Here is a 22,004-nt window from a genome sequence, read left to right on the forward strand (position 1 = left end):
CAATATGTAAGAACATTTCAAACAATTATTAAAGAGAATGATAGAAACTATACATGACATTTTACTTCATATGTCGTTCTTTTTCTATGAAATTCACATTTTTTTTAATCTTTATTATAAATTAAAAAGAAAAATTTCTTATGATAGGTTCTTTTAAGAATCATTGTGATGAGGGTGTATCGGCTTCTGTAATAGAGTTAGTTAAAGAATGCTGTTTCCTTCGTGGGATTGAAACGACAATTACAAAAAAGCCCGATTGGTGTAGGATTCATAGGTACCCACACCAATCGGACTTTTACAGGTAGTTACTCTCTCTCCCAACTTCCTCATACTGCGAGATAAAATGCGTATCCATCCAATTCACAATAATTTCTTCCAACTCTGAATGAATTGGCTTTCCCGCCCCTGCTTCTTAATTCTTTTTAAACTCTAACGCTTTAAATTCACCTTCAAAAACTTTCAAACTATGATCCATATTTTTTATTACATGTACTTCAGAATCACCCTTCACATATTCACCAATTCGCTTCGCTTTTTCAGGGTTAGCCTGAATATCTTTGTCCCCGGCAAGTGCTAGCACTGGACATGTTACTTGTTGTAAGTCTTTATAAATATCATGCTGAAAATGCTCTCTAAACCATTTTGCATTCATCGGTTTAAAACCAACTTTAATCGTATCTTTTTCTGTGTTCATCATTTTCTCTTTTAATTTTTCCATCTGCTTTTCTCCACGTTTCTCTACATTAAGAAGACACATTAACTTTCCTTTTATTCCTTTTTGTTCTTTTAATTCTTTATAAGCAATTTCCCTTTGTCTTTTCGAAGCTTCTTCTAATGATTCCGCAGCTCCAGTAAGAAGGATGAGCCCATTAACTGATGTTCTTGCGTTCACTACAGTTGCTAACATACATCCTTCACTATGACCTACTAAAATAATATTTTCTGGGTCAACAAATGGTTGTTCTTTTACATACGTAATCATAGCCTCTATATCTCTAACCAAATCCCACATTCCAGTCTTTAGAAATGCCCCATCACTCTTGCCTACTCCGCGCTTATCAAAACGGAGCGTCACCACTCCAAGCTTCGCAAATACATGTGTTAAATCTTTATATATGTTCGACTCAAGCTTTAGTGGTACTATCGTTCCATCACGATCAACTTCTCCAGATCCAGCGATCATTACAACAGCAGCATACTTCCCGTCAACTTTCGGCTTTGTAATCGTTCCATGCAAAGTAAATTCACTATTTATCGCTACTTCATATTCGTCAAAGGTCATTATATTTGTCCTCCCACTATTCTTTTATATCCAATTTAAATTTCAAACTCGCTACAATATTTTTATACTCTATTAAGTCTTTCATTGATTCGAAAATTGGATTCTCTGCAATACTTTGTAACATGCTCCGCTTTATAATTTCTTCATTTCTGACCGTTTTAGCGCCGAGCGGAAATTCTGCAAACCATTCATCAATCGCATCAAAATAGGAATCACCGTGTAAATGTAGACTATTTACTGTAAAGCTCGCCGCACAAACCGCTGCATATTTCCGTAACATTTCTAATGCTCTTTCATAGTTTTCATGCATACAGCATACTTGCGCAGCAGTATAATAAACTTTTAAGGTCATATTAGGATGCAATTTTTCTATTTCATAAATATCTATTAATTTAAAAGCTCTATTTAAAGCCATCTCTACCTTTTCTTTGTTTGAGGCATTTACTAATACAAAACTCGATATTGTCGAAACGAATTGCATTAAATGTTGATACATACTAATTTGCATAATTTCATTCGCCTTTTCAGTATTTCCAAGCATTTGATACGCTTGTGCAATTAGATCTTCCTCTGGAACGTTAGGACGTATCGTTCCGCCAAGCAATTGCAGCACTTCGTTCGGTTTATTGAGTAGAAGATAGCAAGTTGCTTGAAACGATACCGCCTCTTTCGCAAGCGAAACATCTTCACTTTCTTCCTGTACCCTGTTAAAGAGATGAATTGCCTCTTCTAGCATTTCAATTCTTTTATCCGTATCCTCTGTTAACATATGGTGATTAATAAAAAGCACTCCCATTTGAATTAATAATGGAAAACAAGAATAATATTTTTTTATGATTTCCTTGCATTCCATCATTACTTCATCAAACGGCTCTTCACTAAAAGCTTCCGCTAGTCTATGATATAAATCCCTAATATCTTCCTGTTTCATTTGTGGTGTATAACAAATTAATTCATCTATACTTACGTTAAAGTACGCTGCTAACAATGGTAAAAATGTAATATCCGGATAACTCTGCCCCGTCTCCCATTTGGAAACAGATGCTTTTGTAATACCGATATACGCCGCTAACTCTTCCTGCGTAATTCCCTTTTCTTTTCTCTTATGCGCAATGATTTTATGAATATGAATTTCTCTCACTATATCACCTCATACTTTTATTATATGTTCTTTATTCCATACAAAATATGGATTTAAATTCGACTTTCGTTAATCAAATCAACTGTTAGGAAACATCTGTCAAAAAAAGAAGCTCCAAAAATTTTAGATTTAGGTTATAGATGTTAAACCCAATAAAATCAACTTAATAATTTTTTTATAACTCTAAAACAAAAAAATGTACATTTTCACCAGGAGATGTACATTTTCTCGTTTTAGAGTATTTGCTTTTCTTAGCTTGATAGCGATGGAATAGAGTCAAAAATAGTCTGTAATTATATGTATAGCTTTATATTCAATTAACTCTAGTTTTCATTTTCGGATAGCCAATTATCAACAATAGCTATTCTAGTATAAATGAATGTTTATCATCTAATATAGCTAATACTTTATTAGGTACCCATCCCTTCTCACCCTGTGTGGTATGAACAAAACTCCATTCATTAAGTTCCAATTCCTTTTCAACTATCATATCAGGAATAACAGTCAATTCGTGTGCGGAATAGTCTGTTAACGTAGTCGCAATTTTCCCCTCATTCGGTGTACTTAATATTTGTTTCGGTACCCATCCACGCTTTTTAGAATGGATTTCTTCACAAAAATCCAGTTTGGAAATTCAGTATCCTCTCTTCCGTATATAACAAAATCTCCTTTAACTAAAACAATCGGATCCGGATAATTTGAACGATGTGGGTGAACAACTTTATATCGCTTCATAAGATGCCTCCAAATATGTTATTAACTGAATTAATATCGAAATATTCTTTCTTTTATTATTGTAACAACTTCCTCTCTTTGCATGTCATATATCAATACCTAGACCGCTAAATCTTTTCCACTAATTTCATTTTCAGAATTAGCAAAGGATTTAGACTGCCTAATCGTAAAAAGCAAACCGCTGAAAATTAATAAAATCCCCAAACATTGCAGCCAATCTGGACGAAATTCGGTCAATACAATATCTAATAGAATGGCCACAGCAGGATCTACAAAGATCATAAAAGAAATGATCTTTGCAGGAAGATTACGTAAGCTATTAAAGAAAATAAGATAGACAACCCCCGTATGGATAACACCGGTAAGAATCGAATAAAACCACTCAGTTGAGTTTATGGAAGTGTATGCTGAAAAATCAACAAATGGAACTAGTAACAAAATACCTATGGTCATTTGCAAAAAAGTTGTCGCATATGCACTCATCTTTGTAATACTTTTTCCAAAAAGCATGGTTGCCGCATAGAAAAATGCAGCAACAACACTATATGTAATTCCATTCCATTCAAAGGAAGATGAACGAACCTCACCTAATCCCATAATAAATAAAGTGCCTGTAAAACATAGAGAGATTGCTAAAATCGAATTCCATGTCAACTTCTCTCGAAAGATAAATCTTCCTATGATAAGAACAAATATAGGCGCTAAATGATAGAAAGAAATAGCAATAGTTACAGAAGTCTGTTCAAATGATTTAAAAAGAAATATCCAATTCAGTAAGTTAGCTGTTGCACAAAGAATGATGAACAGCAACTCTTTGTGGTTCCATCTCTCGTTCTTAAAATCCCCTTTTATAAGCCAAACTGTAAATAAAAATATAGCAGCACATACTAAACGAACAAAAACGAGTTCAATTGCGAAAAGTCCTGTGAGACGAGAAAAGAAACCAACAGAACCAAATATGGACATAGCTAGAGCTAGTTGTGTTAATGCTTTTTTGTTCATGATGAATCTCCTTATATCTGCACATATTTGTAAGACAAGATTATCTCTTTTCTGGCATACCATCTCGTGTGATTATGTTAGCCCACATTTGATTAGGAATTTCTAATTTACTTCTGCTATCTCGAGGCAGGATGTTCACAATATCTTCTTCCCTGCCCTCTTCTACTTTTTTCACCCAATCTGGTTCCATTAATATTTCTCTACCTAATGCAAAGAGTGGTACATCTTTTTCCAATACATCTAGCGCTTCATCAGGTGTATGAATCGATCCTAATGAAATAAAACTAGTTCTGCCAGCAATGACATCTCGAAAAATTTCTGTTCGTGTTAATGTTCGATTTGAACCGCTCCGCGGAAGAGACCACACATTCTTTACAGAAAGATGTAGATAGGAAAGCTCTTGGTCAGCCAATCTATTTACAAATGCTACTGTTTCATCCATCTTTATACCCGATTCCTCCTGCTCTTCAGGTGAAAATCGATAGCCTATAATAAATTGTTTGTTAGCATAGTGATCACGTACACGTTTCACTTCTTCTATAACAGCAAGCGGGAAATTCATTCTTTTCTCCAATGTACCTCCCCAATAGTCACTACGATGATTAGAATAAGGAGAGAAAAATTGTTGAATTAAATATCCATTCGCACCATGAATTTCTACACCATCAAATCCCGATTTGATGGCGAAATAAGTTGCTCTTCCAAAGTCTTGAATCGTAGATACAATTTCATCTTGATTTAGTTCACGAGGGATATACTCTTCTCCAGCTTCTTTATAAATACTTGCTACAACACCACTTGGACTAACCATTTGTTCTCCGCCTGTATACCCTGGAAGAGATTCACTACCACCATGATGAAGCTGTAAAATTGCTTTTGCCCCTTTTTCTTTAATTGAATTTGCTAAATTTGTAAGGCCGCTGATACTTTGCTTGTCATACACTTTCATTTGTCTAGGAAAGCTTGTAGCTACAGGTGAAATCGTAGCTGCCGCTGTGATAAACATACCTGGACCTGCTGCTCTTCTTCTATAGTAGGCAAGCTCTTCGTCAGAAACACGCCCATCTTCTTGACCTGAGTAAGTTGTCATAGGTGCAACTACAACCCTATTTTTAAGAGTCGTTCCGTTGGAAAGATTATACGAGGATAGTATCTTGTTATATTTTTGTTTCAACATTGTATGATTCCCCCATCATTCTATTTTTCTGAAGCTGCATTTATTGTATTCTTGATTTTTGCATAAGTAAAATGAATGTTTTTCATTTATTACATTCGATTTTCTCATGTATAATAAAAAGAAGAAGGAGATGAAAAATATTGAATTTTTTTCAGTTGGAAGTCTTTTTAAAAGTTGTAGAGAATGGAAGTTTTACAAAAGCAGGAGACCAAATAGGACTTACACAATCAGGGGTCAGTCATAATATAACAGCGCTAGAGACAGAACTTGGTGTGAACTTATTAAAACGCGGACGAAATGGAGTATCTTTAACTACTGCAGGTGAGTATATTATCCCTCATATACGTGCAATTATTGAAAATATGGCGTATATTGAGCAAAAGGTTGCAGCTGTGAATGGGATGGAAATGGGAAAACTTTCAATTGGGAGTTTTCCCAGCTTTACTGCTAGATTTATACCATCTTTATTTTCTATCTATAAAGAAAAATTCCCTAACATAGAGATAAGGCTTTATGAAGGTGGTTACGATGAAATCATAAAATGGGTGGAAGAAGGAACCGTGGATTTTGGTTTTGCAGCACTACCAGTCAAAAACGTGGAATTTATTCCTCTATTAAATGACCCTTTATCCGCTGTAATATATGAAGGCCATCATTTCGAAAAGAATTCTATTATCAACTTAGAAGATTTTATTGGAGAAAGCTTTATTATGTTACGATCTGGCTGTGAAGCTCTGATAGAAGAAAAGTTTCATGAAGCAAAAATAAAACCAAGCATTTCATACGATATTAAAGACAACCAAACAGTACTTTCAATGGTTGCCGGAAAACTAGGAATTTCAATTATGCCTGACCTTGCTGTACCAAAAAAACTAAAAGATATACGTAGTCTGCCGCTAAATCCGGAAATCTTCAGAGAGATTGGGTTAGTTAAGAAATCAACAAAAGAACTAACTCCAGCCGCAACAGAATTTTCCAAGATTGTTCAAGACTATTTTATAAACCGCTAATGTAAATTAGATTTTATATAAAACAATAATTCAATTAAAAACGTATTTTGATCAATCTTTTTCAAAAATAAAAGAGCTTATTTTGTTACATAATCAAAGTTTTAAACTAATATTTTTTATGTTGAATTAATATAATAATTCATACAAAATTTATCTTGCAGAATATTTCTTTATCCCGCTATTTTTGGACAGTCAAACTCCTACAAATAGCGGGATAAATCATTATCTAAATTAAAACTTCTTTTCCCTATATGTATCTACTTCGTTACTTCACCAAACTGCGCTCGCGTCACTTTCGCCAAGTCTTCAACTTTCAGCTCAACTTGTATACCGATTTTCCCACCGCTTACAATGATCGTTTCAAGTGATTGAGCACTTTCATCAATACATGTAGAAAATAGCTTCTTCATTCCGACCGGTGAACAACCGCCGCGAATATATCCTGACACTTTCGTAATATCTTTTACAGCAATCATTTCGATTTTCTTTTCACTTACTGCTTTTGCGGCAGCTTTTAAATTCAATTCCTCATCTACCGGAATAATAAACACATGATAATTTTTACTATTCCCTTGAGCAATTAACGTTTTATATACTTCTCTCACTTCTCGTCCAATTTTCTCGGCTACTGATACGCCATCAATTTTCCCATCGTTTGGATCATATGACATCATCGAATATTCAATTTTTTCTTTATCTAATATTCGCATCGCATTAGTCTTATCTTTTTTCATAGCGGTCTCCTTAACAGGTTATTTCATATTATTAAGTTTTATTATACACCCTTTTCCATTTCTCCTACATAACTTCACGTATATTTCAAAACTAAAAATATTGATAATTCAAAAATCATCTGATATAATTTGGAAAAACTTATTGTTAAGGAGAGATTTGCAATGCGTACTATTAATACTTCTTTCCAACTTCATCATCATACGTAACGCCGTGTATCCGAAGAAAATTTTTTCTTCGTGGGTACAGGGCTTTTCCTGTTGACCCACGAAGCGTTCATAAAGCTATGTGGGTATTTTTATACCTGCATAGCTTTTTTTAATTTAAAAAGGAGTGATTATGATGGAAATGAAAAATGTAAAAGGAACGAAAGACTATTTACCAGAGGAACAAGTGCTGCGAAATAAAATTAAAAGAGCATGTGAAGATACGTTTGAACGTTATGGCTGTAAACCGTTAGAGACACCAACGTTAAATATGTATGAGCTTATGTCTTACAAGTATGGCGGTGGCGATGAAATTTTAAAAGAAATATATACACTTCAGGATCAAGGAAAACGCGAACTTGCCTTACGTTACGACTTAACAATTCCATTCGCAAAAGTTGTGGCAATGAATCCGAATATTCGCCTCCCTTTTAAACGTTATGAAATTGGGAAAGTATTTCGAGATGGGCCAATAAAACAAGGAAGATTTCGTGAATTCATACAATGTGACGTTGATATAGTCGGTGTTGAGTCTGTCATGGCAGAAGCTGAACTTATGAGCATGGCGTTTGAACTATTCCGAACGTTAAACTTAGAAGTAACGATCCAATATAATAACCGAAAGTTGTTAAACGGTATTCTCCAGGCTATTAATATCCCTACTGAACTAACGAGTGACGTCATTTTATCATTAGACAAAATCGAAAAGATTGGGATAGATGGTGTACGAAAAGATGTATTAGAGCGCGGAATTTCTGAAGAAATGGCTGATACGATATGTAATACCGTTTTATCTTGTCTAAAGCTTTCAATTGCTGAATTTAAAGAAGCTTTCAATAATCCACTCGTTACTGATGGAATAAACGAATTGCAACAATTACAGCAATATTTAATCGCTCTTGGAATAAATGAGAATGCTATATTCAATCCATTTTTAGCACGAGGACTCACAATGTATACAGGTACCGTGTATGAAATCTTCCTAAAAGATGGATCAATTACATCCAGCATCGGTAGTGGCGGTCGTTACGATAACATTATCGGAGCATTCCGTGGTGATAATATGAACTATCCAACAGTCGGTATTTCATTTGGTTTAGACGTTATTTATACAGCACTATCACAGAAAGAAACGATATCATCTACAGCCGATTTATTTATCATCCCGCTCGGAACAGAATTACAATGCTTACAAATCGCCCAGCAATTACGTTCTACTACTGCCTTAAAAGTCGAACTCGAACTAGCGGGACGCAAACTAAAACGTGCCCTTAATTACGCTAACAAAGAAAATATCCCGTATGTGCTTATAATTGGTGAAGAAGAACTTAGTACAGACACTGTTGTGCTGCGGAATATGAAGGCAGGTAGTGAGATGAAGGTTCCCCTTTCTTCTTTGAAAGATAATACATTTAATAATTATTGTAATATGCCTAGCACGTTATGATTGTGAAATGTGCTCAAAATGTAACTCAGGTAAATTAAAAAAGGGCTGTCCGCGCATGACAGCCCTTTTTCCTAAACGAACAACACCTTCGTAAGTGAAATTATATTAACGATTTTTCGAATATATCTATCATTACTTACACTATATCAACGATAAGTAGATATTTTCATTTTATAGATAACCAAGCAATTAGTTTACATAAAATAATTATAATCAATTTAATCCTGCAAATCTTCCCATTACCTATTTTGATAATATACGGTTTTCCAGCCCCACTACCAATTCAAGAAAAATCCCTGTCCGTCTCCACTATACCAAATTCAACTATTTACTATTATTTTGTACATTCCTACTCTCCAAAACTTTCTCCATATTATGAGTTGCCCATTCCATCATTAATAGAATCATTGGACGTAGTGATTCACCAAGCTCCGTTAACGAATATTCTACTTTTGGAGGCACTTCACGGTATACTTCACGATGTATGATGCCATCTGCTTCAAGTTCTCTCAGCTGCAATGTTAACATTCTTTGTGTGATATTCGGTTTTAATCTTTTTAATTCATTAAACCTCTTTGTCCCATCTAATAAATGATACAAAATAACCCCTTTCCATTTCCCTCCAATCACCTCAACCATCGCTTCCACTGGACAAGAATATTTATTTAAAAATGGGTAATTTATATTATTTTCGTTTGAACAATCCATAATAAATCCCTTCCCTTACCAATAGTATCTTTTTTGATACTATACCACATAAATGTGCGTACTTGTTTCCATGTTACTTTAAAAATATAATTTACTTACAAAATAAACAAATGAAAAGAGGAACTTTTATGACAAATACAAACCAAATTACAAAAGAAAAAATTATGGAGGCTTTTCATTTCAGACATGCATGTAAAGAGTTCGATCCTATGCACAAAATTTCAGAAGAGGATTTTAAATTTATTTTAGAAACAGGCAGATTGTCTCCTTCTTCTTTTGGATATGAACCTTGGAAATTTCTTGTCGTACAAAATAAAGAATTAAGAGAAAAACTACAACCGTATTCATGGGGCGCTGGTGGGCAGCTTGCAACAGCTAGTCACTTTGTCATTGTTCTTTCAAGAAACATTAAAGATATGCATTATGATGCAGAGTATATTAAATATATGATGAACGATATTATTGGATTACCTGAAGACACTCAAAAAATTAGATATGAATTCTTCAAAAAGTTCCAGGAATCAGATTTTAACTTACTACAATCCGATCGTGCTGTATTTGATTGGGCATCTAAGCAAACTTATATTGCTTTAGGTAATATGATGACTAGTGCAGCTCAAATTGGCATTGACTCTTGTCCAATAGAAGGATTTGATAAAGAGAAAGTAGATTCTTTACTTCGTCAAGAAGGCATTATACAGGGCGATAATCTTGAAGTATCTGTTATGGTTGCCTTTGGTTACCGTAAAGAAGAGCCAAAGCGTGATAAAACAAGACAGACTACAGATACAATTGTTGAATGGATTTAGTAATATAGCACGCAAAAAATAATGCTCCTTATAGCTGTATACTCATACTAAAGAAGAATCAGTTGTTTTCTTACGTATGAATTTGTTTTTTCATGGAAAGATATGTTAGTATGTATACAGTTTGAGTGCTCTATTTTTAGAGTCGAACAGGAGGAGAATGAATATGTCTGATATTGAAGTTGGCGAAGTGTTTACACTTAGTGATGAGAATAATGAGGATCAGGAAGTAGAAGTACTTGGAGCTATGGATGTCGAAGGCGCAGAATATATTGCAGTTGCCTTCGTAGAAGACATTCAAACAGAAACTGAGGAAGACATTGATATCTTCTTTTTAAAAGTAGAAGAAGATAATGAGTTTTCATACATTGAAAATGACGAAGAGTTTGACAAAGTATCTGCTGCTTTTGATAAGATTTTGGATGAGCAAGAGCAAGATTAATATGAGTTAAAAACATGAGGGGGATGCATATCCGCCCTCTTTTTTATTCATCAATCACCGAAAGATCTATGTAGTAATTCCAGTACATCTTTCATCGCAAAAGGCCCATCTTTTTTTACATGGTCGGCAAATTCAGAAACGAGACGTAATGTCCTTACACTTTCGATTGGATGTTCACCTGATGCACTTTCAGCAGAAAGCATAACAGCATTCGTTCCGTCGAGCACAGCTTGAAATACATCAGTCACCTCAGCTCTTGTAGGTATAGAATGCTCTACCATAGATTGAAGCATTTGTGTCGCTGTAATGACATATGTATTCGTTCGATTACATTCCTGAATCATCATTTTCTGCAAGAGCGGAATAAATTGGAACGGCAACTCTACTCCTAAATCACCCCTTGCAATCATAATTCCATCCGCTTCTTTACATATATCTTGAAAATTTTCGATTGCTTCCATCGTTTCTATTTTTGCAATTAAATTAGGAGCAGTTCCTTTATGCTCTTTTATAAAATCCCGTATTTCTTTTATATGACTAGGTTTTCGTACGAAAGAACATGCGATAAAATCAACATCCTCTTCTAAAAGAAACTGAATGTCTTTTTTATCTTTCTCAGTAATAGCTGGTAAACTAACGATTGCCCCCGGTAAGTTCACTCCTTTATGAGATGAGATATTACCACCTGTTTTGACCTTTGTATCTATTTTTTCCGTACTTATCTTCTCAACGATTAACTCAACTTCTCCATCATTAATTAAAATTCTACTTCCAACTTTCACATCATTCGCGATTCCTTCATAATCAACACTTGCTTCAGTGCTACTCCCTGTAACTGGTTGCGCATGCAAAATAAAAGAATCTCCCGCCTGAAGTGTAATTTGTTCTCCTTTTATTTCACCTAACCTTATTTTAGGACCTTGTACATCCCCTAAAATTTTAATAGAGTCATCTAACGTTTTTACTAAGCGAATGATATCTTTATGACTTTCATGCGTGCCATGTGATAAATTCAACCTCACTATTTTCATACCATTACTTATTAACTGTGCTAACGTTTCTTTATTATTGCTTGCTGGACCAATTGTACAAATTCGATCGATTGTCATTTTTATCACCATCCTTTTTAAATAGGTTTCCCATTACCTTTGAAATAAACTCTCAACAAAAAAAGAAGCCTACTCACACGAGTAGGCGCTTTTCACACTACGATAACTTCGTCAATAACTGATTTAAATCTTTTTTCGTTTTCGTCGTTAATGACTTCATTTTAGCAATATCAATCTTTTCTTTCTCTGCTCCTACAATTAACGGATACATACTTTGTCCGATTGTTTTATAGTCAGTTGGGTGCGATGCTTCTAAGTCTTTCTCTATTACATCCCACTTTTCATTAATTTGTTTTCCAAGCTTATTCACTGTTTCTAGTTTAGGATTCGCAGCTAATTGCTTGTCTAAGCTTTCAACTAATGCAGCAACTTCTTTAACACTCGTCTTCACAGCTACGCTTTTCTTCGGATCTTTCGTTGTTTTTCCGTTTGAATTTGTACTTGTACTTTGATCTGTTGTTTTTCCGCTAGTCGTTTGCTCATTCGTTTTAGTTGTCGTTTCTTTTTCTTTTGTTTTCACATTCTCGTTTTGAGTTGATGTTTTACCGTTACTTTCTGTTCCCGATGATTCTTTCGTATTTTTTGCATCTTTATCTGTTTTTTCGCTTGAAGAAGTATTTGTTTCTTTTTCAGTATCTTTCGTTGTTTTTGACGCTTCATCTGTACTTGTCGTTTTTGATTCTCCTTCATTTTGTGCTGTTACTTGCTCCTTCTTTTCTGTCTCTTTATCTGCTGAAGGACTACAAGCTGCCATAGTAAGCATTGTACCAATTGTTATCGATGCGATAGCGACCTTTTTCATTTTCATATAAATCCCCCTATGTTTACGTTTTTATCCTCCCCTTTACGATTCGATTTCCCCTTAAAAAATCCCTTTTCACAAGAATTACCATCTTTCCGACAGTAACCTTCATAATAATACGTACAAAAACTGATAAACTCATTTTAATATTCGAGTTTCTTCTACTTCATTTTTCTTTTCTGTTGTAAAAGAAAAAGAGTATATTGTCACATGAAGAATTACAATCTTCATATGACGATATACTCTCCTATCAAATTTTTATCTTTCTTGACATTTTATTTATACAAAAAAATAAAATTTTCTTTCATTTTTTTGTTTCTCAATATTTGTCAACATAATATATTTATGAGTAACCACCGTTTGAATGGATCACTTGCCCAGTAATCCATTTTGCTTCTTCACTTACTAAAAAAGAGATTAAGCGCGCTGCATCCACCGGTTCTCCTACTTTACCTTGCGGGAACTTCCACACTAAATGATGCTTTAACTCCTCTGTAATCCATCCTGTATTCGTCGGTCCTGGATCAACGGCATTTACTGTAATCCCTTTCTCCATCGCAACTGGTGCAACAGACTTTGTAAATGCTTCAATTGCCCCTTTCGTTGCTGCGTATGCTAATTCATCTGGCATTGCTCCTAATGACTGCCCTGAAGTAAGGTTAATAATACTTCCACTCGTTTTAAGTGCATAATGTTTTATAAACAATGAACTTAATAGCATAGTAGCCCTGACATTCACGGTATAATGTTTATCTAACTGCTTTACATCTAACTCCTCAACTTTTGTATGAGTTGCATACGCTGCATTATTAATTAATATAGATGGATCGCCTAAACGCTCTGACACCATATAAAACAAACGGTTTGGCGAATATGACTGCGATAAATTAATTTCTGCCATTTCACATCGGACATCGAAACTTTCAATTTCCTTTTTCAACAAAAATGGTTCTTGATCATTCATTCCCCATGGCATCGCTTTATCATACTGAGACCAGTACGTGAAAAAAATGTCTATCCCCTTTTGAGCAAGCACCTTGCATACAGCTGCACCAATTCCATTCAGACGAGTTGCCCCTGTTACAATTGCTATTTTCTTCACCTTTTTCTCCTCCATCTATGGATAAATCCCCTGCACGAATACAGAGGATCTATCTTCTTATTGAATATTTGACAATATGCGTTCAGCACCTAATTTTAAAATTTTAATAAAGATATAATTTACTATCGTAAACATTACAAATAAAACAATAAACATAACCCACAGTCCTACTTGAAGGAAGAAGTATAATAGACTTACTCCCGCTACAATAACTAAAGCTATTAAAATATTAGCTAAAAAATTCCACAAAGTTGTATAGCGGCTTTTAAATAATTTCTGCTCTGTATCCCAATGTATATCGGCAGTTTGCGCATCCCAGCGTGTACCGATTAAATTAATTAACAATAAACCATTCGCACTTAGCAAGAACCAAAGTATCATGAAGACCGGAGAAATTCCCGCTACAACTGCCATCGTAATACCAAATATCGCTAAAATGATTACATTAATTAACCAAGCCGTTATCGCTTTCGCAAAAAAGATATCCGAAGCTTTTACTGGTAAATAACGATTCACAAACCATGAGCTTCCATCTCGTGAAAATGACGTTGTTGCAATAACGTTACTTCCCATTAAAAATAGTGACGCACAAAGACCAACACCAATTGCAAGACCTGCTGATTTTGGATTATTAATATAACCCGTAATCCATTTTAAATTTCCATCTTGTACAAATAGAACGAAGAACAACATAATCGGCATAACGAAAGTTTGTACGATACAATTTAAGAAAAATTGTGGTGTACGGAATAACGTTTTAAACTCTTTTTTCACATACGCTTTCAAATGTGAACTTTGTACCGTTGATTTTTGTAAACCTTCTGCTGAAATGACCTCTTTTTTTGCAGTACTCGTTGAAAGTCCAATAACCCCTTTTAAATATGTACGCTCTGCAATGTAATAAAACAACACAAAAAATACAAATGAAATAACTGCAAAGATTATTACATATAAAGGACCCTTCCAATTTGCATTTTCTACTAATGCCACTGCTCCAAAATATGTAGTTGGAAAATAATTTGTCATTTGTACTAGAAGAGAAGATTGGTTGTTTGCAAGATAATTCGTGATTGCATCTTCTGAAAACGAACTTTTATTTTTCCACTGCAAAAATACATTAATTCCTACAATAAATAGTATACTTACGATTCCAATAAATATATTGCCTCGATCTTTATTTTTCGCTATATTTGTATACCTCATAATAACTGTCATCAGTAACGAAGCTAATACTAACGGCACGATTGGGAAGAGTATGTAAATAAAAATCATGTATATGTAATATGTAATAAATGCGCCACTTTTTAACCCGTACGTAATAAAGATTGGTAGTAAAATGAATGAACTCATTACGTATTGTGTAATTAATACTGTTAAAAATTTTGCCGAAATAATTTGCGCTGGTTTTAATGGTAATGGCAATAACACTTCAATGTCATTGCTGTAATAAAATACAGTTAAAATGTTCGTAATACTCATTAAAAATACCCATATACTCGCAATCGCAAGTCCCATTGCGATAATCATTCCTGGGTCTTGCCCTAATTGTTTCATACCTTCATACATTCCGTGCGTGATAGAACCAAATATTAAAAAACCAACAAATAAAATGGCTGCAAATGAAAATACATACGCCCAGCGCTTCTTCTTATCTGTTATAAAATCTGCATAATTTAATTTCAATAATACCTTCGTTAACGTCCATATTTTACTCATTTCCCGTCATCTCCAAGAACATTTTTTCAAGTGATTCATTGGATTTAAAATGATCTCTCATTTCATCTAAATTTCCTTTAAACTGCAAATTCCCCTTATTAATAATCGCAACGCGGTCACATATTTTTTCTGCCACTTCTAATACGTGTGTAGAGAAAAATACAATCTTTCCTTTATCCGCATGCTCTCTCATCATTTCCTTTAAAATATATGCAGATTTCGGATCAAGCCCCGTTAACGGTTCATCTAAAATCCATACGTCTGGTTCATGCACGAGCACACCAATAATAACGATTTTTTGTCTCATACCGTGCGAGTAACTTTGAATTTGATCCGATAACGCATTATAAAGATCAAATTTCTTCGCTAAAGACTCGATTCGTTCTTGTCGTACTTCTTTCGGTACTTCATACATATCTGCCATAAAATTCAAATATTCAATGCCTTTTAATCGTAAAAACATATCTGGACTATCCGGCACATAACCGAACGTCTTTTTCGCTTCCATCGGCTCTTTCATAATATCTTTACCGTTAATCGTAATCGTCCCTTTGTCTACGCCGTGAATACCAGTAATCATCTTAATTGTCGTTGATTTACCCGCACCATTCGGTCCTAAAAACCCAAAGATTTCTCCGCTAGGCACAGACAAACTTAAATCTTTTACTGCATAGGTAGATCCATTATAACTTTTTGACACATTCGTAATTTCAATCATTACATCCAATCCTTTCCTTAATTACCAAATAACTATATTTATATTATAGCATACTTTTATTTTCAGATTTTTGTATTTTTCAGTTTATTCAACCTTTAAAATAAATGTAAACTGCTAATCCAACGATTAAAACGACAGCTAGTATAATATAAATCATCGTTAGCCGCTTAATATTCCCTTTTGTCGCTTTACTATAATTTGCATCACCATTTCGTCCAATTAACACCGTCGCCACTACAGTAATCACTACAAGTAATACAACGATCATGATCCAAGTTAACATTCCTTCCTCCCCCTCCTTACAACCATTTTACAATATTATCCTCTTTATTTCGCAGTATATTTCCTCTTTTTACTATTATTATGAAGCAAACTGGAAAACTATTATTACCATTCTTATCCATATGTGATATATTTATAACATAATGCGACTTATTTCTAACATTGAATGGGAGGACCTATCATGAAAACCACTTGGATAAAATATTTAGGATTTCTCGGTTTCTTTGGCTTCCTTGGATTTTTTTATGAAAAAGGGTTGTTTACTATGTTCTGTTTCTTCTCCTTTTTCACAACGTATAGAACGGTTCAACACGATGAACTGTTTGAACAAATCGTCAATAAATCATGCCGCAATGCCTTTATCGTTACATTACTAACTACCGCTATCATTTTGTTTATTGAAATGTTATTTCCAAACCCGGTGCTACAAGAAATTGATATCGCTCTTATTTTCGGCACACTTATTCTTACGTTCGGATTCTCTATGTTCTTTTACGATAAACCAGTTGATGAAATGGAAGATGCACCATGGCGTTCGTAACGAAAATAAAAGAATACCGCGCCAAATTGAATATGACACAAGTAGATTTAGCAAAAAGTGTTGGTGTACGCCGTGAAACAATTAGCCATCTCGAAAAAGGTAAATATAACCCTTCCTTGCAGCTTGCTCACGATATTGCGAGGGCACTTCATAGTACGATTGATGAAATTTTTATTTTTGAAGATAAATAAAAAATACCGGCATTCTTTTCACAAAGAATACCGGTATTTTTCATTTATACAACTATCACCCATACAAGACCGCATGAAATACGCCTAACAGTAAGTATTGATCCTCTATATAATCCTCATCATACACATTCATCTCAATATAATACATATCTTCCTCAAGACGAATATTCCAATCTGCGATTACATAGCCCCTTCGTAATAACTTGCCAAGCCCAATTGAAGTTTTATGAACAACATGTTCTTCTCTCTTATATGTAAAAGTAAATAAGAAATTTGCATCTAATAACTTTCCATCACATACAAGTATTTCATGCTCTGCATTATGATTATCTTTATACGTTACTAAGATCTTTCTTTGGCGCTGCCTACTTACATCCTTTGCAATGACGCGAATATTATCCTTACTATCCTTTACTTCATAAATGATATTACTACCAATTTTTGGAATGAAATCTAGTACTCTCATCAACATATTTTTATAGTAACCCCGTACTACGCCTACTCGTTTGCTTTCCTTATAAACCTCTATCGATGTCATATCCGCTTTACTATCACACGGTCGTTTGTAAGAAAGCTGCATCATTCGCTCTCCTCTTAAGTACTGATCAAACGTCACAGGATATTGTATCGCGCGCAGTTCTTTATTTAGCTCATATAAATAGCGTTGAACACTCTCTACTAATGTCGTAGTAGAGATACTCTCCTCAATTTCAAATTGTTGCCAACTGGAATAAATCTTCCACTGTTCGTCCTCTTCGTAGAAAAATCTGAGAATGACTTCATCACGTTCAGGCGTTTCATAATTCATCTGTTCGTTCTGCCCGTGTTGCACTTGTTCCATCCACTGTCCTAAATAAATGCCAAGCTCTGCAACCTTCATGCGTGACTTCTGAAAAAGTACTTTGTCACTCGCACAAATCGTTACATCTCCTTCAATAAAGCCCTTTGCATAAGCAGTATATTGTGGGTCATCCTTATCTGGAATACTTTTGTCTAACTCAAATAAAAACGTTAACATCCTTTACTCACCTCTAGTTGTTACACAGTTCATACCTATAAATTTACCGTAACTCAAAATATATCAATACAATTAAAATGAGGCTACCTTTTCTTCCACCACTTCCGCAATTTCTAAAATTTGCAGTAAACTCTCCACTTCATAAGTCGGCTTAACACCAGTCGTGTTCTCTTTCAAACTCGGATTATACCAACACGTATCAATGCCGTAGTCTTCTCCGCCTCTCATATCAGAAGTTAGCGAATCTCCAACCATCAGTACACTTGATTTATCAGTAATCCCTAACTTCTCAAATGCATAATCAAAAATCTCACGTGCCGGCTTTTGGTGGCCGACTTCTTCAGAAATAATAATATGATCAAAGAAATCACATAAAGGCGAGTTTCCAATTCTAGATTGTTGCACCTTCGTATATCCATTCGTAATAATACCTAACTTGCAATCTTGTAGATTCTCACATAGTTGCACTGCACCTTCTATAAGATGTACTTCCTTCCCTAAGTTTTCAAGGTATACATCACTAAATTGCTGCGCATCTACTTCTATATTATGAAGTGCAAATAATTTTCTAAATCGATCTACCGCTAATTCACTTAGCGTAATCATTTTATTTTCTAAATCTCTCCACAAGCCATTACTAATCTCTTTATAACTTGCAAGATAATCATTATAGCCTGTAGGCATACCGAACTGTACAAACGCATTATGTAATGCGTTTCTCTCCGTTTCAGGAAAATCTAATAATGTGTCATCTACGTCGAATAATATAACTTTATATTTCATTATGCTCTCCTCAACTAGTACGTTATTTACAACTTGTATTTTCTCATTAATTGTCTCTTAAGTCGAACTTTTTCCCTTTACGAATAGTAGCTGTATAGAAATCTTAAAGTTGTTTAAGACACATGAGTCATGTTATTCAAAAATAATTAATTGTGAAAATACTATACATTTGAGATAATTTGGATAATGAATCCAGTTTTTTAAAAGGTAATTCAGGAATAGAAAGGGGCGGAACAACATAGTAGTAAATTCATGGGGAAGACCTAAAATAAAAATCCCAAAAACAAAAAGTGAATGGGTTGGAGATATCATTGGATATTCATTGTTCTTTGGATCAATCATTTTTTTGATCATCATTTGGGGAAGATTACCCGCGGAAGTGCCCGCACATTATAACGCATATGGAGCTGTAGATCGCTGGGGATCAAAGTGGGAACTTCTGCTTTTGCCAGGAATAGGGCTATTCATACTCCTTTTAATGCAGGCTTTAGAAAAGTTTCCAGAAGTTCATAACTACCCACAAAGACTGAATGAATCAAATGCTAAAGAGTTTTATTTAAATAGTAGAAAAATGCTAAATCAATTAAAAAATGTCTGTTTACTTATTTTTGCTTTCATCCAATTTGAAACAATTTCAATCGCTCTAGATTGGAGCGGCGGTTTCGGAAAATTATTTTTACCGATATTGTTAATTGGGACAGTTATTCCAATTGTCATAGGAATAATAAGGCAACGAAAAATTTCATAATAAAAACAGGAGGCTAATCTAATTAGCCTCCCTCCTTCTTATTTATCCTCTAGCAATAACACTTTCATTTCCTCTAACGACTCTTTCGTAAAGCCTAGAGCTTTTTCAGCATACGCTTCAACTGATCCGTATTGCTTTTTAACTTCATCAATCGCAGCTTGTAAATATTCAGCGCGCGCTTCAAACATTGCACCTAATATTGCTCTACTTTCATCGTTTTGTAATTTTGCACCTAAGAAGGCCATCATTTTTTCGTTTAACTTTTCACGGAAACCGTTACTTAGTAAGTAGTCTTCCATTACTGTTTTTTCTGGTACACCTAGTAAAAGTAATAATAATGCTGAGCCAAATCCAGTACGGTCTTTTCCAGCTGTACAGTGGTTTACTAACGGTAAGTTTTCCGGATTTTGCGCTAAGTTTAAGAAGCTCACGAACGCCTCGTTACCACTTACGAAATCTTGATTCATTTTCACAAGATACTCACCTGGTTTTCCTAACATAGAAAGGTCACCAACTTGGAAAAATTCATTTATATTTAGATCTTTCGCTAAGTCTTGCATAACTGGTAAGTACACTTGACGAGCACCCGTAATTTCTGGATTCGGCTTATGCTTCACTTCAAAGTCTGTACGGTAATCACAAATTAACTTTAAACCAGACTTTTGTAAATACGCAATATCCCATTCTGTTAGTCCTGCTAATTCTTCAGAACGGTATAATTTGCCCCATTTCACTTTACGGCCTTCTGTCGTTTCATATCCTCCCATATCACGGAAGTTAAACGCGCCTTGTAATGGCAGTCTACGCTCAGCTACTGTTACTGCTTGTCCATTACTTCCTACTAATCTAAAATATGGACGTTCATTTTCACTCGGGTTTTCAATTGTATATGATAATTCTCCATTTACCGTTGCAAGTAATTCTCCAGTTTCTTCAATATGTTCTGGTGAAGTACTCCAATAAATACGAACTTCTTCTATATTATTTTCCCATTTTATTTGTAACGTATTACCTTCATTTCTTTCTACAGTTGCTTGTAACCAATTTCTTTGCTGCCCCATTCTTTCACCAACGCTTTCTCATATAATCGAATCTTACTCTATTGTATTATAGGAATAACTACTTTGTCGTTCTCATTTTTCTTTTTATCTTACAAACAGGCAAAAAGTTCTTTTACTTGTTCAAAATTTGTACATGGATTACCGCGAAATACGTATGCGATTTGTTCTTTTCCGTTAAGTATTCAAGGAAATAGCGCCAGTTCTCTTGATATTGCTGTATGGTACGGGGCCCGCGTCCTTCCGCATATTTGATATGAATAAACATATTAAAATACTCTTGTAGAGTAGGGCGAGTGTTTTCGGTAATTTCATTTGAAATATATTTGATTCCTTCGTGTTTCTCCATACCCTTTCACACCTTTACATATTTTATATCTAATTATATAAGGGGAACTGTAGAATTCTCCACGGTACTTATTGGCGGGAAAAATAACAGGGGAAGAGCTGTAAGGTAAAAGGTGGTAACATTAAAAAATAAGATATCCAATAAAGTTGAGATATAATATATTATTCGTAATGAAAATATTATATAGTAAAATTAAAAAAGCTATAAATTTACTTACTCAGATTTATAGCTTTTTTGGAATAAAACGATTCATGTCTGTGTTGTAAGAAAAAAATCATAAAAGGGGTGAAACATCATTCGAGATTATTTTATACTAGATATTTTTTTGTGTTCTGCACTACTGATTGCATTCATTGTGGGATTGGTTGTTTTTTATAAAAAGAATAGAAAGCGAAAAAAGAGGGGATTCTGGCAAGGGATAGTAGTTCTGTCTATTTTCGTTATCTCTTCAGTTTATTTGTTAGCTTCTACTCTTCTGGAATTAAATTATTATCTAAAAGGAAATGTTAGTAAGGTAGAAGGTGAATGCTATATCACTGTAAATGAAAACCACTATAAATCTTCAAGAGTAGACATTGAAATTGATGATTTGTTCTTAGTAGCAGATCAATTAGAACTCCCAGACATAGAAGAGGATTATTACATGTGTAAAATAGAATATTTACCATTTTCAAAGGAAGTTACCCGTCTGGAGTATGAATGATGTTTAGAAATACATAGGATGATAACGTTAGACGCTACGTTTCTTTTTACGAAGTGTACACTCTTCTATCATGGTCAGCACTAGATATTGCAAAGCAACATGGATACTAATCAGAATCAAATGATACGAATAGTGATGAACAAATGAAAGGTAAGCGGCACTTATCGGGATTCCAAGAAAGAGAGAACCCCACTTG

Annotated in this window: 23 protein-coding genes and 1 pseudogene; 8 read left to right on the plus strand and 16 right to left on the minus strand. The window is 34.5% G+C overall.

Going from position 1 to position 22,004, the window contains the following annotated elements; all coding sequences use genetic code 11:
• Nucleotides 1-295: 295 nt before the first annotated feature.
• The 5 genes and pseudogenes from BAQ48_RS14360 to BAQ48_RS14380 all read right to left on the minus strand — a co-directional run bounded on the left by BAQ48_RS14360 (nt 296) and on the right by BAQ48_RS14380 (nt 5,337).
• Nucleotides 296-1,282, minus strand: a pseudogene (locus tag BAQ48_RS14360) (alpha/beta hydrolase).
• Between the two features lie 16 nt (nt 1,283-1,298).
• Nucleotides 1,299-2,423, minus strand: coding sequence for a helix-turn-helix domain-containing protein (locus BAQ48_RS14365; RefSeq protein WP_071711580.1), 1,125 nt, complete (start codon nt 2,421-2,423; stop codon nt 1,299-1,301).
• 564 nt (nt 2,424-2,987) lie between these two features.
• Nucleotides 2,988-3,158, minus strand: a complete 171-nt coding sequence (locus BAQ48_RS27955; protein ID WP_165613799.1) for an SH3 domain-containing protein — start codon at nt 3,156-3,158, stop codon at nt 2,988-2,990.
• A 99-nt stretch (nt 3,159-3,257) separates the two neighbouring features.
• Nucleotides 3,258-4,160, minus strand: coding sequence for a DMT family transporter (locus BAQ48_RS14375; RefSeq protein WP_071711581.1), 903 nt, complete (start codon nt 4,158-4,160; stop codon nt 3,258-3,260).
• Nucleotides 4,161-4,200: 40 nt separating this feature from the next.
• Nucleotides 4,201-5,337: an NADH-dependent flavin oxidoreductase gene (locus tag BAQ48_RS14380; RefSeq protein WP_071711582.1), complete on the minus strand. Its 1,137-nt coding sequence runs from the start codon at nt 5,335-5,337 to the stop codon at nt 4,201-4,203.
• Between the two features lie 155 nt (nt 5,338-5,492).
• Between BAQ48_RS14380 and BAQ48_RS14385 the strand changes: the two genes are divergently transcribed.
• Nucleotides 5,493-6,347: a LysR family transcriptional regulator gene (locus tag BAQ48_RS14385; protein WP_242660461.1), complete on the plus strand. Its 855-nt coding sequence runs from the start codon at nt 5,493-5,495 to the stop codon at nt 6,345-6,347.
• A 257-nt stretch (nt 6,348-6,604) separates the two neighbouring features.
• Here the strand turns inward: BAQ48_RS14385 and ybaK are convergent, their stop codons facing one another.
• Nucleotides 6,605-7,081: a Cys-tRNA(Pro) deacylase gene (gene ybaK / locus BAQ48_RS14390; protein ID WP_071711584.1), complete on the minus strand. Its 477-nt coding sequence runs from the start codon at nt 7,079-7,081 to the stop codon at nt 6,605-6,607.
• Nucleotides 7,082-7,418: 337 nt separating this feature from the next.
• Between ybaK and BAQ48_RS14395 the strand changes: the two genes are divergently transcribed.
• Nucleotides 7,419-8,732: a histidine--tRNA ligase gene (locus BAQ48_RS14395; protein WP_116758519.1), complete on the plus strand. Its 1,314-nt coding sequence runs from the start codon at nt 7,419-7,421 to the stop codon at nt 8,730-8,732.
• 324 nt (nt 8,733-9,056) lie between these two features.
• On the opposite strand, the gene BAQ48_RS14400 is transcribed toward BAQ48_RS14395, so the two are convergent.
• Nucleotides 9,057-9,440 carry a winged helix-turn-helix transcriptional regulator gene (locus BAQ48_RS14400; RefSeq protein WP_071711586.1) on the minus strand — a complete coding sequence of 128 codons (384 nt, stop codon included), beginning with the start codon at nt 9,438-9,440 and terminating at the stop codon, nt 9,057-9,059.
• Nucleotides 9,441-9,568: 128 nt separating this feature from the next.
• On the opposite strand from BAQ48_RS14400, the gene BAQ48_RS14405 reads away from it, so the two are divergent.
• Together BAQ48_RS14405 and BAQ48_RS14410 are read left to right on the plus strand one after the other, a co-directional pair.
• On the plus strand, nt 9,569-10,249 hold the full coding sequence (locus BAQ48_RS14405; protein WP_071711587.1) for an NAD(P)H-dependent oxidoreductase: 681 nt from the start codon (nt 9,569-9,571) through the stop codon (nt 10,247-10,249).
• 157 nt (nt 10,250-10,406) lie between these two features.
• Nucleotides 10,407-10,688: a DUF1292 domain-containing protein gene (locus tag BAQ48_RS14410; protein WP_098267525.1), complete on the plus strand. Its 282-nt coding sequence runs from the start codon at nt 10,407-10,409 to the stop codon at nt 10,686-10,688.
• 50 nt (nt 10,689-10,738) lie between these two features.
• Here BAQ48_RS14410 and BAQ48_RS14415 read toward each other — a convergent pair whose 3' ends face one another.
• From BAQ48_RS14415 to BAQ48_RS14440, 6 genes are all read right to left on the minus strand, one after another.
• Nucleotides 10,739-11,809 carry a pyruvate kinase gene (locus tag BAQ48_RS14415; RefSeq protein ID WP_084064642.1) on the minus strand — a complete coding sequence of 357 codons (1,071 nt, stop codon included), beginning with the start codon at nt 11,807-11,809 and terminating at the stop codon, nt 10,739-10,741.
• An 85-nt stretch (nt 11,810-11,894) separates the two neighbouring features.
• Entirely contained in the window at nt 11,895-12,605 is a 711-nt protein-coding gene (locus BAQ48_RS14420) for a hypothetical protein (protein ID WP_071711589.1), read from the minus strand.
• A gap of 337 nt (nt 12,606-12,942) precedes the next feature.
• Entirely contained in the window at nt 12,943-13,701 is a 759-nt protein-coding gene (locus BAQ48_RS14425; RefSeq protein ID WP_071711642.1) for an SDR family oxidoreductase, read from the minus strand.
• A gap of 57 nt (nt 13,702-13,758) precedes the next feature.
• Entirely contained in the window at nt 13,759-15,417 is a 1,659-nt protein-coding gene (locus BAQ48_RS14430) for a putative ABC transporter permease subunit (protein WP_071711590.1), read from the minus strand.
• Nucleotides 15,410-16,135, minus strand: coding sequence for an ABC transporter ATP-binding protein (locus BAQ48_RS14435; RefSeq protein WP_071711591.1), 726 nt, complete (start codon nt 16,133-16,135; stop codon nt 15,410-15,412). The genes BAQ48_RS14430 and BAQ48_RS14435 overlap by 8 nt, the downstream gene beginning before the upstream one ends.
• A gap of 88 nt (nt 16,136-16,223) precedes the next feature.
• Nucleotides 16,224-16,418: a hypothetical protein gene (locus BAQ48_RS14440; protein WP_071711592.1), complete on the minus strand. Its 195-nt coding sequence runs from the start codon at nt 16,416-16,418 to the stop codon at nt 16,224-16,226.
• Between the two features lie 180 nt (nt 16,419-16,598).
• Here BAQ48_RS14440 and BAQ48_RS14445 point away from each other — a divergent pair, with 180 nt between their 5' ends.
• Both BAQ48_RS14445 and BAQ48_RS14450 read left to right on the plus strand, forming a co-directional pair.
• Entirely contained in the window at nt 16,599-16,958 is a 360-nt protein-coding gene (locus BAQ48_RS14445) for a DUF3796 domain-containing protein (protein WP_000859231.1), read from the plus strand.
• Complete coding sequence (locus BAQ48_RS14450; protein ID WP_071711593.1) at nt 16,946-17,149, plus strand: helix-turn-helix transcriptional regulator; 204 nt, start codon at nt 16,946-16,948, stop codon at nt 17,147-17,149. Before BAQ48_RS14445 ends, BAQ48_RS14450 begins: the two co-directional genes overlap by 13 nt.
• 55 nt (nt 17,150-17,204) lie before the next feature.
• On the opposite strand, the gene BAQ48_RS14455 is transcribed toward BAQ48_RS14450, so the two are convergent.
• Nucleotides 17,205-18,167 (minus strand): tubby C-terminal domain-like protein, encoded by a 963-nt coding sequence (locus BAQ48_RS14455; protein WP_071711594.1) that lies wholly within the window; start codon nt 18,165-18,167, stop codon nt 17,205-17,207.
• Between the two features lie 72 nt (nt 18,168-18,239).
• Complete coding sequence (locus tag BAQ48_RS14460) at nt 18,240-18,950, minus strand: YjjG family noncanonical pyrimidine nucleotidase (RefSeq protein WP_071711595.1); 711 nt, start codon at nt 18,948-18,950, stop codon at nt 18,240-18,242.
• 322 nt (nt 18,951-19,272) lie between these two features.
• On the opposite strand from BAQ48_RS14460, the gene BAQ48_RS14465 reads away from it, so the two are divergent.
• Nucleotides 19,273-19,698 (plus strand): DUF1648 domain-containing protein, encoded by a 426-nt coding sequence (locus BAQ48_RS14465; RefSeq protein ID WP_071711596.1) that lies wholly within the window; start codon nt 19,273-19,275, stop codon nt 19,696-19,698.
• A 38-nt stretch (nt 19,699-19,736) separates the two neighbouring features.
• Here BAQ48_RS14465 and BAQ48_RS14470 read toward each other — a convergent pair whose 3' ends face one another.
• The gene (locus BAQ48_RS14470) at nt 19,737-20,759 is read right to left on the minus strand and encodes a tyrosine-protein phosphatase (protein ID WP_071711597.1); all 1,023 of its coding nucleotides are present in this window, start codon (nt 20,757-20,759) and stop codon (nt 19,737-19,739) included.
• Between the two features lie 701 nt (nt 20,760-21,460).
• Between BAQ48_RS14470 and BAQ48_RS14480 the strand changes: the two genes are divergently transcribed.
• Complete coding sequence (locus BAQ48_RS14480) at nt 21,461-21,808, plus strand: hypothetical protein (protein WP_225321830.1); 348 nt, start codon at nt 21,461-21,463, stop codon at nt 21,806-21,808.
• Nucleotides 21,809-22,004 lie beyond the last annotated feature (196 nt).

It is taken from the genome of Bacillus luti (genome assembly GCF_001884105.1).
Classification (GTDB): domain Bacteria; phylum Bacillota; class Bacilli; order Bacillales; family Bacillaceae_G; genus Bacillus_A; species Bacillus_A luti.